The sequence below is a fragment of the Deltaproteobacteria bacterium genome (genome assembly GCA_016931625.1).
In the GTDB taxonomy this organism is placed as follows: Bacteria; Myxococcota; XYA12-FULL-58-9; order XYA12-FULL-58-9; family JAFGEK01; genus JAFGEK01.
In genome coordinates this window covers 40,237-55,426 of the sequence record JAFGEK010000069.1, presented here as the reverse complement: position 1 = coordinate 55,426, position 15,190 = coordinate 40,237, and the positions used below count along the sequence as shown (strand labels likewise).

Annotated in this window: 11 protein-coding genes; 8 read left to right on the top strand and 3 right to left on the bottom strand. The window is 41.2% G+C overall.

Annotation, left to right across the window (positions count from 1 at the left end):
* Nucleotides 1-318 (bottom strand): type II toxin-antitoxin system VapC family toxin (locus JW841_06150; protein ID MBN1960508.1); only part of this gene is annotated, 318 nt, incomplete at its 3' end.
* Nucleotides 315-569 carry a type II toxin-antitoxin system VapB family antitoxin gene (locus JW841_06145; protein ID MBN1960507.1) on the bottom strand — a complete coding sequence of 85 codons (255 nt, stop codon included), beginning with the start codon at nt 567-569 and terminating at the stop codon, nt 315-317. The genes JW841_06145 and JW841_06150, both read right to left, overlap by 4 nt.
* Nucleotides 570-717: 148 nt before the next feature.
* On the opposite strand from JW841_06145, the gene mfd reads away from it, so the two are divergent.
* The 5 genes from mfd to pdxA all read left to right on the top strand — a co-directional run bounded on the left by mfd (nt 718) and on the right by pdxA (nt 8,204).
* On the top strand, nt 718-4,218 hold the full coding sequence (mfd, locus tag JW841_06140) for a transcription-repair coupling factor (GenBank protein MBN1960506.1): 3,501 nt from the start codon (nt 718-720) through the stop codon (nt 4,216-4,218).
* 121 nt (nt 4,219-4,339) lie between these two features.
* Nucleotides 4,340-5,209, top strand: coding sequence for a peptidylprolyl isomerase (locus JW841_06135; protein MBN1960505.1), 870 nt, complete (start codon nt 4,340-4,342; stop codon nt 5,207-5,209).
* A gap of 2 nt (nt 5,210-5,211) precedes the next feature.
* The gene (locus tag JW841_06130; GenBank protein ID MBN1960504.1) at nt 5,212-6,168 is read left to right on the top strand and encodes a SurA N-terminal domain-containing protein; all 957 of its coding nucleotides are present in this window, start codon (nt 5,212-5,214) and stop codon (nt 6,166-6,168) included.
* Nucleotides 6,152-7,234, top strand: a complete 1,083-nt coding sequence (locus tag JW841_06125) for a peptidylprolyl isomerase (protein MBN1960503.1) — start codon at nt 6,152-6,154, stop codon at nt 7,232-7,234. The genes JW841_06130 and JW841_06125 overlap by 17 nt, the downstream gene beginning before the upstream one ends.
* Before the next feature lie 31 nt (nt 7,235-7,265).
* Nucleotides 7,266-8,204 (top strand): 4-hydroxythreonine-4-phosphate dehydrogenase PdxA, encoded by a 939-nt coding sequence (gene pdxA / locus JW841_06120; GenBank protein ID MBN1960502.1) that lies wholly within the window; start codon nt 7,266-7,268, stop codon nt 8,202-8,204.
* On the opposite strand, the gene JW841_06115 is transcribed toward pdxA, so the two are convergent.
* Entirely contained in the window at nt 8,201-8,524 is a 324-nt protein-coding gene (locus tag JW841_06115) for a PilZ domain-containing protein (protein ID MBN1960501.1), read from the bottom strand. The two genes, pdxA and JW841_06115, sit on opposite strands and share 4 nt — an antisense overlap.
* Before the next feature lie 439 nt (nt 8,525-8,963).
* Here JW841_06115 and ligA point away from each other — a divergent pair, with 439 nt between their 5' ends.
* From ligA to carB, 3 genes are all read left to right on the top strand, one after another.
* A complete protein-coding gene (gene ligA / locus JW841_06110; GenBank protein ID MBN1960500.1) occupies nt 8,964-10,970 on the top strand; it encodes an NAD-dependent DNA ligase LigA in 2,007 nt (668 codons plus the stop codon).
* 106 nt (nt 10,971-11,076) lie between these two features.
* Nucleotides 11,077-11,424, top strand: coding sequence for a hypothetical protein (locus JW841_06105; protein MBN1960499.1), 348 nt, complete (start codon nt 11,077-11,079; stop codon nt 11,422-11,424).
* 279 nt (nt 11,425-11,703) lie between these two features.
* On the top strand, nt 11,704-14,901 hold the full coding sequence (gene carB / locus JW841_06100; protein ID MBN1960498.1) for a carbamoyl-phosphate synthase large subunit: 3,198 nt from the start codon (nt 11,704-11,706) through the stop codon (nt 14,899-14,901).
* Nucleotides 14,902-15,190 lie beyond the last annotated feature (289 nt).

Genomic DNA, 15,190 nt, shown 5'->3' with positions numbered 1-15,190 from the left:
TGTGAGCGCATAGGCAAAACAATCACCAAAATTTAAGCCAGCAACATGATTGCCTTTGCCAAAATCTAAATATGCTTGTCTTGCCACATGAACCTGTTCAAAATTTACTGTAGTAATAACAAGTTCGGCACGGGCAATTAGGGCATCAAGTTGACGGCCAGCTTTAGCACCCAGTTGACTGTCAATTACTATAGCTGCTTCAAGAAAATTAGCCACCGATATTTTGTGAACACCTTTTGAACTAAGTGCATTTGCGAATGCAGGTGCATCATCTTCAGCAAATAAAATTGCTAGAATTGCAGAAGTATCAACTATCATTTCTTTGGTAGACCGTGTTCATCATAAAGAAAATCACCATGACTGCGAAAATCAATACGAGCATAAGAAGCGCAGCGCTGCCCGATATTTAACAAGTCTTCTGTTAGGTTCTTACGATTTTGTTCACGCTCAAGTGTATTTAATTTGTACACAAGTGCCTCTTTAACTGCTTGGGTAATATTCTTTTTTGTTTTTTGCGCTAGCCGAACTGCTAGTTGATGTACTTCACTGTCTTTTATGTTTAAATGCATGGTAGAGTTCTTCCTTATCTTCTATAATTATAGAATAACAAATTATTTATACATTTGCCAGTAGTAAATTGATTTGTCATTTTTATTGACGTTTCCTGTGCAAACCGCTACCCCCAAAGCGCAACTTAATCACTTCTGGCGTTGTATCGTGACCTTACCTATTTCAGCACTATCTAGCGGGCAAACAATGTTGATTGAGGGATTACCGCAATCGGCAATTGCCTATTATATTTCTTCTAATTTTGCTGATCGCAGCTTGCTTATCGTTGTTAGTGATCTTGAACGCGCTGAACCCTTAATTGATGAATTGGCTAGCTTTGGTCTTAATGATACCGCGCTAGTACCAGCTGAAGAACATGTACCATATGAAGAAGTTTCACCTGATGCTCGCTTAGTTGCTACCCGCTTTGCAGTTAGACATCGTGCGCTTACGGGTGAAAAACCAAAAATAATCGTCACCACTGCTGCTGCTTTACTAATGCGGGTAATGCCGCAAGAGGCTTTTAGTAAAAGCAGTGAAATATACATTTGCGGTCAAACCCTTGATCGCGATTTGTTAATTAAAAACCTTATACTCTGTGGCTATCAACGCACTAATATATGTGAAGACGAAGGTACTTTCGCGGTTCGTGGTGGAATAATTGATATCTTTGTCCCAGGTTTAAAAGAACCTGTTCGTTTTGATTTTTTTGGCGATGAAATTGCTGCCCTAAATTACTATGACCCGCGCTCACAACGTAATGGTAAAGCTTGCGAAGCGGTTTCTATTTTTCCTATACGTGAAGTAATTTTCAATGAGGCATCAATAGCGCTTGCGCAAGCGCGCTTTAAAGAACTTGGTGAAACTCAAGCAGTACCAACTCGACGCTTGCGAGAGCTTGACGCTGAAATTTCTACCGGCAATTATTTTTTTGGTATCGAAGCTCTGTGGCCGCTGTTTTATAAAAATAGCGAACCGTTAATTAAAGATCTCATTAGCGATGATACTATTATTATCGAAGCTGATGGTGATGCGGTCTTAGACACTATCAATAAATATTATCGCCGTGCCGAATTTGAACGTAAAAGACAGCTTGAACGCCATCACCTTGCTTTAGAGATCAACGAACATTTAATTGCACCTGATACCGTCGAAGATCTATTTAATAATCATCCTCGGGCTCGTTTAGTTGAGGTTGCCGATGATCGCCATAAACTACGTATTCGTCCTCAGTTTAAAGATTTTAATGAATTAAAACGCGAACTCTCTTTGCGTCGCTCAGATATTTCTCGCGGTGAAATACTTGACCCTGTAGTTACTGAACTTAAACGCTATTACGAAAAACGTTACGAAGTATTTCTAACTTGTCATTCTTGTGGTCAAGCCGAGCGTTTACGAGAGCTGTTATTAGGCCGCAAAATTGATTTACCGGTTTTAAATAGCTTGCCATCGTTAGCTCAAGCTGGATTTTCGCGTAAAAATCCACGTCGTGCCATCGCCGTAGCACCATTAATGGGAGGCTTAGTCGATAGTGAGCGCGGTATTGCCATTTTAACCGATGTTGAAATTTTTGGGGCGGCGCTACCTCGTAAAACTAATAAAAAAAGTAGTGCTCCCACTGAAGGCCTCGATACTCTTAAAGATTTGCGTGATGGCGACTACGTAATTCATATTGATCATGGCGTTGGCAAATATTTAGGCCTAAAGCGCATAATCTTAAATGGCGTTGATGGTGATTATGTCCACCTTGAATATCTTGGTGGTGATAAGCTTTATCTGCCTGTCTATCGTCTTAATTTACTGCAACGTTATCGTGGTCCAACCCAAGCTGCCAAACTTGATAAGCTGGGTAGCACTCGTTGGCAAAAAGCCAAACAGCGCGTTAAAGATGCGGTGTTGGTGATGGCGCATGAATTGCTACGCCTGCAAGCTCAGCGTCGCACTCTGCCTGGTTTTGCCCTACCGCCCCCTGATGATCACTTTCGCGCTTTTGAAGCAACTTTTCCTTATGAAGAAACTCCCGATCAACAACGTGCTATTGACGATGTTTTAGGTGATCTTTGCAAAAATACCCCTATGGATCGCTTAGTATGCGGTGATGTTGGCTTTGGTAAAACTGAAGTCGCGGTACGTGCCGCATATTTATCGGTGCTCGGCAAAAAACAAGTAGCGGTGATGGTACCAACTACTGTACTTGCCGAACAGCACGGCATGACTTTTAATGAAAGATTAGGCCCCCAAGGCGTAACTATAGAAGTTTTATCACGTTTTCGCTCAACAAAAGAAACCACTGAAATAATTAAAAAAGCCAAAACCGGTCAAATTGACATACTTATCGGCACCCATCGTTTATTATCTAGTGATGTCGGATGGCAAAATTTAGGGGTCTTAATCATCGATGAAGAGCATCGTTTTGGCGTTAAACATAAAGAACGCATCAAGCAACTACGTGCCCAGGTACATTGCTTAACCCTTACCGCTACCCCGATTCCGCGTACATTGCATATGGCGGTAACCGGCTTGCGCGAGTTATCGATTATTCAAACCCCACCACTAGATCGCAGCGCTATTCGCACTGAAGTTACACGCTTTGATGAAGAAATAATTAGCGATGCCATTCGGTGCGAACTACATCGCGGCGGTCAAATCTTTGTAGTGCATAACCGGGTTCGCTCAATTAACGCTATGGCCGACCTTATTAAACGCTTAGTGCCAGAGGCTAAAGTTGGCATTGGTCATGGACAGATGTCAGCTAACGAGCTTGAAGAAGTTATGGTCAAGTTTATCCATCGGCGTACCGATGTCTTAATCTGCACAACAATTATTGAAAGTGGTATTGATATTCCATCAGCTAACACCATGATTGTTAATCGCGCTGACACTTTCGGTCTAGCGCAACTATACCAAATTCGCGGTCGTATTGGCCGTGGCCGCGAACGAGCGCATGCTTTGCTTTTATTACCTCGTAGCGAAAAAATCACTCGTGAGGCTGGTGAGCGCTTAGCCGTACTAAAGCGATTTAGCGAATTAGGTTCAGGTTTTTCAATTGCCAGTTTTGACCTTGATCTGCGCGGTGCCGGCGACCTTTTAGGTGCTGAGCAATCAGGCAATATCGCTGCAGTTGGTTTTGAACTTTATACAGAATTATTAGCTGAAGCCGTTGCTAGCCTAAAAGGTTCACCACATCGCGATGCTATTGAACCCGAAATAAAAATCCCAGTACCTGCCGTATTACCTGAAAACTACATACCAGAACCTATGCAACGTCTGGCGTTTTATCAGCGACTTACCGCTGCCCATAGCGATGAGGTCATTTTCAACTTGCGTGCTGAAATTGAAGACTTATACGGTAAAGCCCCCGAAGAAGTTGATAACCTCGCAGAATTGATGGTTATTCGCCGACGCTTATTAGACCTAGGTGCGATTGCCTTATCTGCTGATATCGTAAATCGTGAACTAAAAATTGGTGTAGCTTTTGCAGGTGATGCCCCTGTAGATCGCACTCACTTAGCGCGTATGCTCCAACAAAAACCACAACGCTATCGCTTATTACCCTCAGGACGCCTCGCCATTGTAGTGCCGGTTAGTAAATCAGCAGAAGATATGCCCCCACATTTGTTTTTACGCCAAGTACGTCAAGAATTAGGAGCACTGCAGCAACCTAATTAATCAAGGTTAATCATATCCTTGCTAGCTAACCGCCACTCTGCTAGCGCTATGCCTTAAGATGCGTATCATGCTCACCATATTGTTTTTTGTCGCGGCGTGCCAAAATAATAAAACGCCACAGGTGCAACGTTGCCTCACTTTGCCGACAAATAACAGCCCAATTGTGGCCCAAATTGGTGAATCATTTCTTACTACAGAAGACATCCTACGGCGTTTGCATCAACAAGGGTCCACAGCCAATCGCTATACCAATACTAAAAGCATGCAACGTTTCGTTGAGGATCAAATCCGTCTTGAACTTTTAGCAAACGCCGCTATCGAACAAGGTCTCGATCGTGACCCTGAAGTTATTGAAGCTGCACAGAAAGTTATGGTGCGTAAACTATTATTACAAGATTTAGGGCTAAAAGCTTTAGGTGATCAAATAAGTGATAAAGCCGTAAAAGATTACTATGATAATCATATTGACCAATATATTCAGCCTGAAAAAATTCGTCTAGCTCATGTGGAACTCGATCCCACTCCTGAAGGACGCGCACTAGCTCAAAGTCTCATTGATAAGCTAAAAGGCGCTGAACGTTCTAAATTAACACGTACTCTTGCTAAGTTAGCTCAGCAATATTCTCGTGATCGCACTAGTAAAACTCGTGGTGGTGAAATTGGTTTTGTAAGCAAGAGTGAAGTAGAACAAAACTATGGTTCTCATTTTTCTGATGAAGTTTTTAAACTTCAAGTTGAAGAAATTACTGCGAAACCCGTGCAAAGCACACATGGTTGGCATGTTGTTCTTGCTATGGCTAAAAAAACCTCTTCTGCTTATCGAATTGAAGATGTTGCCGATGATATTCGTAGTCGTTTGCTCACTAAAAACCGTTCGCAAATATTTGAACAATATTTAAAAGATCTCAAAAATCGTTACCCAACTACCATACACAATAATCGTATTAGTGAGCTTGTAACTAAACTTAGAAACGATAAATTAGAGGATTAGTCATGCTAGGCGCACAAAATTTAAAGCTATTACTTTTGGGTATCGTATTGATATGCCTTAGTGCCTGTGCAAATTCACCCTTTTCTAGCAATAGTGATCGCCCGGTATTAGCTCGTGTTCGTGGAACTCCTATATATGTCGATGAATTTCGTCGTGAATATCTACGCCAACAAATAGGCGAGCCAGCTAATACCCCCATAGCTCGTGATCAAAACACTCAAAAGCGAACTTTATTAGACGAACTTATAAACCGACGTTTGTTGCTGTATGAAGCTGAACGCACGAATGTTATTGTTGGAACTGATGAAGTTGATGCTGCTTTTACCCGCTCGCAGTCTGGCTGGGAGCGTAATGAATTTGATAGTTATCTTAAGCAAAAAGATCTTACGCCATCTGAATTTAAAAATTATTTGCGCGAAGATTTGCTAATTAAAAAATATTTTCACAATAATGTTTTTGCACGAATCGCCGTCACTGATCGTGAAATTGAAGAAAGCATTAAAGCACAACCTGACATCTTTATTGAACCTGAAAAAGTACGTGCTTTACATTTAGTCTTACGTACTGAAGAAGAAGCTACTCGAGTATTACGTGAGATTAAAAATGGCTTATCTTTTGAAAATGCTGCAATCAAATATTCATTATTACCAAATAGCAAAAATGGTGGTGACCTCGGATTAGTACCAAAAGGAATTATGCCACCTCTATTTGATGAAATATGCTTTAATTTGCCACTGACTAAAATTAGCCCTGTTATTGCTAGCGATACTGGTTTTTATATATTTAAAGTTATCGAAAAACGACCACAACAAGTTCGTGACCTTGCCACCGTAAAAGAATTAGTCGAAAAACAAATTCGTTATGAAAAAGAGCGGCTTGCTGAAACTGCAAAACTTGCAGAATTAAGAAAAGCTGCCGCAATTACCATCGCGGAGGAACAGCTTGCGCGCGTTAAATAACTACATTATTAGCACTATTCTATCTCTAACTATTTGCCCTTTACTTGCTAAAACTGCTTTTGCAGCTAACAGTATACAAGTATTCAGCAATTCTCTGGCAGCTACTTTAACTAGCTCTACGACAACAAATAATACTAAAAAGAAAAATGAAAAGAGAATTATAGTTGATCGTATTGTTGCTATTATCGAAAACGAAATTATTACCCAGCGAGACCTTGATAAAAAAGTTCAACCTTTTTTAGCGCAACTAGATGATATTAAAGACCCTAAAAAACGCGAAGAACGTCGCCAATCTCTTTATAAACAAGTACTTGACCTCGAAATTGGTGAAAAAATAGTTGCCAAAGAACTTGCAACTAGTCGTGAAAAACTCGGAGTAACCGATCAAGATATTGACCTCGCTATTGAAGAAGTACAGCGCACCAACAATCTCAACAAAGAACAGTTACAAGCCGCTCTTTATGGACAAGGTCTAACTTGGAGCGAATACCGTAAAAAATTACGTGATCAAATTGAACGAGCCCGGCTTATACAATTTCGTGTTCAAGGCAAAGTTAAAATTCAAGATCGCGATGTAAAACAACGCTGTGAACAACGCTCACAACAAAGCAGCGGTATATCGCAAGTATGTGCTGCTCACATTCTTATCGCAGTGCCAAAAAATACAAGTGCACAAGAAATTGAAAAAAAACGTAACCTCGCTACACGTCTACGATCAGAATTAATTAATGGTGCAGATTTTTCTGCATACGCTTTAAAATACTCTGATGACAAAGCAACCCCAGATGGAAAACTTGGGTGCTTTGCAAAAGGTGAAATGGTCAAACCTTTTGAAGAGGTTGCTTTTGCTCTGCAAAAAGGACAAATATCAAAAGTGGTGCGTACAACTTTTGGTTTTCATATTATTAAAATGCTCGAACATATTTCGGCTTCTCCTGCTAAATGCGAAGATAGCGATACTTTAACCAAAATACGAAATGAGCTTTACCAAGAAGAATTTGAAAGACAAATGCAAATCTGGGTCAACGAGCTTCGCAAAAAATCTTTTGTTGAAGAACGACTTTAAACTTTATTATTTTCAAGCTTAAATAGCCTATATGCAAAATCAAGTAAGATTAGCTGTGACCTTAGGTGACCCTGCTGGTATAGGTCCTGAAGTTGTCGAGTTAGCGGCAATACAATTCTTGCAAGAAAACACTACTGCAAAGTTAATAATTATTGGCCCTGATAATATTGTCAAACCTCTATGCGCCAAGCTTGGCCCTCGTTCTCACGCTGAAAGTATTGCTGCATTTACTGCGGCACGTGGAATGCCAAGTGCTGCGAGCGGCCAAGCTGCGCTAAGCACATTAGCTCGTGCCATTACTCTAGCGCAGCAACACACTGTTGAAGCAATTGTAACTGCGCCAATTAATAAACTGGCATTGGCTATGGCAGGTAGTACCGATCGCGGCCATACCGAAATTTTAGCCCGCGAATTAGGTGTCGGCCCAACAGCTATGTCTTTCTTTACTCAAGAATTACGGGTTGTCTTAGCCACCACCCATTTGCCATTACAAAAAGCGATCTCTACGCTTACTGCAGAACGTATCGTTGAAGTTACACAATTATTAAATGACGCTTTAAAAAATACCGTTCCCACAAAAGTGCCAAAATTGGCATTAGCAGCTTTAAATCCGCATGCTGGTGAAGCTGGTCTACTGGGAAATGAAGAAAAACTTATTCTTGCCCCTGCGGTAAAACAAGCTTGTGCATTAGGGATTGATCTGTCTGGCCCCTTTCCTGCTGATACTTTATTTTATCGTGCACGTAATGGTGAATTTGATGGTGTTGTATCTCTGTATCACGATCAAGCATTGATTCCGATCAAACTGTTATCTTTTGGACAAGCAGTTAATGTTACTCTAGGTTTAGCAACACCACGTACTTCGCCAGATCATGGCACGGCTTATGATAAAATTGGCTCTCCTGCCATTAAACATAATGGTATGCTTGGTGCATTACACGCCGCAGTATCATTAGTTCATAATATTTAATCTTCTACAAAAGCCAGACCCAATCCTTCACAACTATGCTCATGACTATAGCCAAACCAACATACTGTTGCCGGTTTACGCATTAATATGTTTTCATCAGCATAAGTAAGTAACACAAAATCACCGAGTTCTGGTTCAAATGATAATTGCACTTTCTTGAGTATAATGTCGCCATCCTGAGTGGGAGTAAAAAAGACGCCTCCATTACTTTGATCACGAATTACTCCCGTTAACGCTGCTCCACCTAATCGACATTCTGCTCCCATAAAAACGAGTTGTCGCGGCGTGTGACGCCGCTCTACTTGAGCAAAAGCTGTCATGTGTTTCCTCCTTTAAGCAAGAATACCCGCCAAGTCATTATTCCTGTTACGTTGGGTTCTATTTATCGTCTCTCATTTAGAGACAATTAGCTTAGCCGTGTTTTGGCGGTTTTCCATAAAATTTGATGTAAGAATGTATGTAAAAAAGATCCAAAAGTAGCAGTCTATCAGCTATATCATCGCCTTTCATTCCCCGTCCCCTATTCTCTGTTCTTTAAATACCCAGTTAAAAAAATGAAGATTTAAAGAACAGAGAATTAGGAATTAGGAATTAGGAATTAGGAATTTTAAGTGAGTTTATTCGTAATCATGTCTAAAAAATATATACGACAATACCCTACAAGATAGTGCACCGTGGTCCAACATATAGTTGCAGTAAAGGTATCTGTCGCAGTATGGCTCAAGTGTGAAAACATCTAAAGTAAATGACCATCAGGTAATTAAAAAGGCAGAAACACTACGTCAACAGCTACAGCAGGCAGATCATGGGTATTATGTTCTTGATGCCCCAATAATCTCTGATGCCGAATACGACCGCTTAATGCGTGAACTTATAGCTTTAGAGCAAGCGCATCCTGAAATAATTACCGATGACTCACCAACTCAACGTGTATCAGGAAAACCATCTGATGGTTTTCAAAAAATAAATCATCGCGAACCAATGCTATCGTTAAGCAATATTCAAAATGATAATGAACTCGATGATTTCGATGCACGGATTCGGCGTTTAATAGATCTCGATAGCAGTATTTCAATAGAATATATCTGCGAACCCAAACTCGATGGCCTTGCTGTTGAATTAGTTTACGAAAATGGTGTCTTTGTTCATGGATCAACGCGAGGTGATGGTAATACTGGCGAAGATATTACTAAAAATTTACTAACTATCGGCTCGCTCGGGGCCAACGCTGGTGTGCCTAAAAAACTGCAAGGAAAGTACCCATATAATCTTGAAGTACGAGGTGAAGTACTTATCCAAAAACAGCATTTTGCCGCGCTTAATGCTCATATGCTAAGATCTAATCAAGAACCTTTTGCTAATCCACGTAATGCAGCAGCAGGTTCGCTAAGACAACTTGATTGGCGAATTACTGCGACACGTCCGCTATCCTTTATTGCTTATGATGCTCTCTCATCTGATAGCGCCATAGCTGACTCTCATTGGGATAAACTTGCCCTTATTGCTTCTTGGGGATTTGCCGCCAACGAAGAAAATAAGCTTTGTCACAATATTGCTGAGGTTAAATATTATCGTGATACGATGGCACAACGACGTTTTAACTTGCCTTATGATACCGACGGCGTTGTAATTAAAATTAATAATCTCGATTGGCGAGTACGTTTAGGTGCAGCTTCTAAATCGCCACGCTGGGCTGTAGCGTATAAGTACCCGCCACAAGAAGAGGCTACGCGCGTAAAATCTATTTGGGCTTCAGTTGGACGTACAGGTATTTTGACTCCTGTGGTTGAAGTTGAACCAGTGAATCTTTCTGGGGCGGTAGTTTCACGCGCTACTTTGCATAATGAAGATGAAATGCGTCGTAAAGACGTGCGCATCGGCGATATGGTTTTTATTCGTCGTGCTGGTGAGGTCATCCCAGAAGTCGTTAAAGTTATAAAAGAAAAACGCAGCGGTGCGGAAAAAGAATTTATTTTTCCAACACAATGCCCCATTTGTGGTGCCCGTGTAATTAGACCCGTAGGTGAAAAAGTATATCGTTGTATGGGCGCATCATGCTCAGCCCAACTAATAGGTCGCCTTGCCCATTTTGCATCAAGACGCGCCATGGATATTGATGGTCTTGGTGAAAAATTATTAGCACAATTAGTACAAAATAAATTAGTTAACGATTTTGCCGATCTCTACGCGATAGATTTTAAATCTTTATGTGAACTTGAACGAATGGGTGAAAAAAGCGCTCAAAATATTTTAACTGCGCTAGCTAACTCAAAAAGTACCACTCTACGACGCTTACTTTATGCGCTTGGTATCCCCCAAGTTGGTGATGCGACAGCTGGTTCTTTAGCACAGCATTTTAAGTCTATTGCTAACTTTATGGCTGCTGATGAAAATGCGTTATTAAACATACGCGACATTGGTCCTGAAAGTGCACGACAAATTACTTTATGGACCACTGAACCAAGCAACCAAAAAGTTGTGATGCGACTTTTAGCGGTTGGACTTTCATTTAAAGATGAGCAAATTCCACAACTAGGCATATTTATTGGCAAAAGTGTAGTATTAACCGGTTCGCTCACCAATATGAGTCGCGATGAGGCAAAAGCTGAAATTGAACGCCGTGGTGGTAAAGTTACTGGTTCAGTTTCTAAAAAAACTGACTTAGTGATATGCGGTAGCGATGCTGGTAGTAAGTTAGCAAAAGCACGAGATTTAGGGGTTAAGATCATCAACGAACAAGAATTTGTACAATTACTCATTAAATAAAATAACAAATTTCACTGCAAACCTACCAAAGTGTTGATTCAAACGAATTTTCGTGGTTGAAGAAGGCCATCTGTTTTCGCCGGCTGATCCGGCACGGAGGCTTTTCATGCAAATTAAGATGGCTTTAGCAGTTTTGATTGCTGGTTTGGCACTCGCTGGTTGCGAGAAAAAAGCAGACAGCGCTGCGGCCACCGATGAAGCTGCGGCTGCGGCTAAAGATGAAGCAGCTCCTGCAGCTGAGGGTGAAGGTAGCAGTGGCGCTTGTGACAAGTATCAAAAATGCTGTGATGCGGTTTCAAAGCTGCCTAATATGTCAGCTTTGACTCAAGCTTGTGCCAACATTCCTCAACTTAAAGAAGCTCCTGGTGGCGAAGATGCTTGCAAGCAAGCCGTTAGCGCAATGGCTCAAAGCCTTGCAGCTCTCCCCGATGGTGCTCCTGAAGAATGCAAGTAATATAAAAAAAACGTATTTTGGCAAAACTGTAGTTTATGAAGTTAAAACGGAACCGGTCTGTAGCATTACTGCAGGCCGGTTATCTGTTTTTTAAGAGCATTAAAGTTGCATAACTTGCAACTAACATCCAAATTTAAGCAATATTTTATTAAAGACACTCTTTTTATCGGTTTGATGACAAAACGATCTAGGCTAAGAGGCTAACTTGCGCTAGTGATGCGCCCCGAAGTATTCGATTAACAAACTAAAAACTTATGGCCAAAGCCAAGAAGAGGCAAAATGCCTAAGCGTACTGACCTAAAGCGTATTATGGTTTTGGGCTCGGGCCCTATCGTCATCGGCCAAGCCTGTGAATTTGACTATTCTGGTACTCAAGCGGTTAAAGCATTAAAAAGTGAAGGATTTGAAGTGGTACTGGTTAATTCTAATCCAGCTACCATTATGACTGATCCTGAACTTGCAGATCGTACCTATATCGAACCGCTCTCGGCTGAATATTTAGAAGCCATCATTGCACGCGAACAACCTGATGCAATTTTGCCTACCGTCGGTGGGCAAACCGCACTTAATCTAGCCCTTGAACTCGTTGAAGACGGTACTTTAGAAAAATATAAAGTCGAACTTATTGGTGCTAGCTCTGAATCTATTCGTATCGCAGAAGACCGCCAGCTATTTCGTGATGCTATGGTTGAAATCGGCCTTGATGTGCCGGTTAGTGAATTAGTTAATTCCACCACTGACGCCTTAAAATTTTCAGAAGATATAGGCTATCCTGTAGTAATTAGACCTTCATTTACGCTTGGCGGCTCTGGTGGTGGTATTGCTTATAACGCTGAGGAGTGTGAACGTATTGTACGCCATGGTCTTGATTTATCACCGGTTCATCAAGTTTTAATTGAAGAATCGCTGCTTGGTTGGAAAGAATTTGAACTTGAAGTTATGCGTGATCGCAACGATAACTTCGTAGTCATCTGTTCAATCGAAAATTTCGATCCTATGGGTGTGCATACCGGTGACTCACTCACTGTCGCCCCTGCACAAACGCTTACTGATCGCGAATATCAACGTATGCGTGATGCTGCCGCTGCAATTATGCGTAAAGTTAAAGTTGATACTGGTGGTTCAAACGTTCAATTCGCAGTACATCCTGAAACCGGGCGACTTGCAGTAATCGAAATGAATCCGCGTGTTTCCCGTTCATCCGCTTTGGCTTCAAAAGCAACCGGATTTCCAATTGCCAAAATCGCCGCTAAATTAGCCATTGGTTATTCACTTGATGAAATATCTAACGATATCACCCAAAAAACTCCTGCAGCTTTCGAGCCTTCAATAGATTATGTAGTTACCAAAATACCTAAATTTGCTTTTGAGAAATTCCCTGGGGTTGATATCACCCTCGGCACCCAAATGAAGTCGGTCGGTGAAGTAATGGCTATCGGCCGCACTTTTAAAGAGTCACTATTTAAAGCATTACGTTCACTAGAAAGTGTACGCGCTTGGGAACCACCTCGTCTTACCTTGCACGAATTTGCACGCTCATTTAAGCAACCAAATGAATATCGTGTACGTTTACTGATGTCAGCTTTAGAGGCTGGTTTTGGTATCGATGAATTACATCGCTTAACTCGTATTGATAAGTGGTTTCTTGATCAGCTTGAACAATGTTCACTCTTGCAACAAAAAATGCGAGGCAAACCACTTGCAAGTATATCAAGCGATACACTTCGTAATGCTAAAGAGTATGGCTTTTCAGATCGCCGTGTTGCCCATTTATGCAACGCTAGCATTGCTGAAGTACGCCAACGTCGTTATCGTGAAAATATGCGACCGGTATACAAGTTAGTTGATACTTGTGCCGCAGAGTTTGAATCATATACCCCATATATGTATTCAACTTACGAAGAAGAAAACGAATCCAGCCCCACAAAAAATCGCAGAGTTGTAATTTTGGGTAGTGGACCAAACCGTATCGGCCAAGGCATTGAATTTGATTATTGCTGCTGTCATGCCTCGTTAGCCCTACGCGATATGGGCATTACCAGCATAATGATTAATTCAAACCCCGAGACTGTTTCGACTGACTACGATACCAGTGATCGTCTTTACTTTGAACCTCTTACTCTTGAAGATGTGCTTGAAGTAGTAGCTTGTGAAAAACCTGAAGGCGTCATCGTACAATTTGGTGGGCAAACACCCATCAATATGACTCAGGCGCTTGCCAATGAGGGCGTAAAAGTACTTGGTACGCCTGCTGATGCTGTGCACCTAGCTTCTGATCGAGAACGATTTAGCAAATTACTACGCGAACTTGGTTTACGCTACCCTGCTCATGGTTTTGCTAAAAGTGCCGAAGAAGCTCACGTTATTGCTGATAAACTTGGTTATTCTTTATTAGTACGTCCTTCTTTTGTTCTTGGTGGCCGCGCTATGGCCATCGTAGATAATCGCGAAGATTTAGCTAAATTCGTTGAAGAAGCTTTACATGCCGCTCCTGAAGGCTCGATTCTTATTGATAAGTTTATTGACGATGCCATTGAAGTTGACGTTGATGCCTTATGTGATGGTGAAGATTGCATCGTCGCTGGCATTATGCAGCATATTGAACAAGCTGGTGTGCATTCAGGTGATTCTTCATGTGTCTTGCCTCCTTATCAAATCTCAAAAGAATTAATCGATGAAATTAAATCAACCACCCGCATCTTAGCCAAAGCACTCGGGATCGTTGGTTTAATGAATGTGCAATATGCTATCGATATTAATGACAAATTATTTATCATTGAAGTTAATCCACGTGCTTCACGTACAGTACCATTTGTTTCAAAAGCAACGGGTATACCTTGCGCCAAAATTGCTACTCATTTGATGATGGGTGAAAAACTTAAAGATCTTGGAATAACTCGTGATCTTGAAGTACCACGAGTTTGTGTCAAAACCCCGGTGTTTCCGTTTATCAAATTTCCTGGTTTTGATCCCAAGCTAACCCCTGAAATGCGCTCTACCGGCGAAGTTATGGGAATAGCCAATGATATTGGCCATGCATATTATAAAGCACAATTGGGCGCTAATACTCGTCTACCACGTAAAGGCACTGCCTTTATTACGGTAAATGAACGTGACCATAAAAATGTTGTCGGGATTGCCAAACGCTTATCCGCAGTTGGCTTTGAATTAGTAGCAACACGCGGTACTGCAAAAGTGCTACGCGAGCATGAGATTGAAGTGCGTGAAATATTAAAAGTAAGTGAAGGCCGACCAAACTGCGTCGATGCTATTAAGAGTGCTCAGATTTCATTAATTATTAATACACCTCTTGGGGTTTCTTCATTTCAAGATGGTTGGGCTATTCGTACCGCAGCTGTACAACATAATGTTCCATGTATTACTACACTTGCTGGCGCCGCAGCTGCCACTTTAGCAATTGAATCCATGGCCGATGAAATTGAAGTGAAAAGCTTGCAAGAACTACATGCTCGCTAGATTCAAGTATCTATTGAGTATTTATTGTCAGCTAATCAACTTTTTTTGTCGCACTGAGTCTCCCTCTCCTTTAAGACGAGGTTTTTAACCTTCTTAAGCATGAAATAAATAAAACACACTTCGTGCTTCCCGTTCCCCTTTGCATTAAGCTTAAATGATCCGTTTACTATGAATAGATTAGCTAGTGTTAGCTGATGCTATTGGGTGAATAGTTATGCAGCGTGTCATTAAATTAGTAATCTTTAGAACTTTATAAGGTACTAGTTGTGTTAAAACATCTTAAATTAAA

What these genes read in the sequence shown, in the direction of transcription:
- JW841_06145 (MBN1960507.1), bottom strand. Translation starts at nt 569, where the DNA reads ATGCATTTAAACATAAAAGACAGTGAAGTACATCAACTAGCAGTTCGG.
- JW841_06105 (MBN1960499.1), top strand. Translation starts at nt 11,077, where the DNA reads ATGCAAATTAAGATGGCTTTAGCAGTTTTGATTGCTGGTTTGGCACTC.
- pdxA (MBN1960502.1), top strand. Translation starts at nt 7,266, where the DNA reads ATGCAAAATCAAGTAAGATTAGCTGTGACCTTAGGTGACCCTGCTGGT.
- JW841_06130 (MBN1960504.1), top strand. Translation starts at nt 5,212, where the DNA reads ATGCTAGGCGCACAAAATTTAAAGCTATTACTTTTGGGTATCGTATTG.
- JW841_06115 (MBN1960501.1), bottom strand. Translation starts at nt 8,524, where the DNA reads ATGACAGCTTTTGCTCAAGTAGAGCGGCGTCACACGCCGCGACAACTC.
- carB (MBN1960498.1), top strand. Translation starts at nt 11,704, where the DNA reads ATGCCTAAGCGTACTGACCTAAAGCGTATTATGGTTTTGGGCTCGGGC.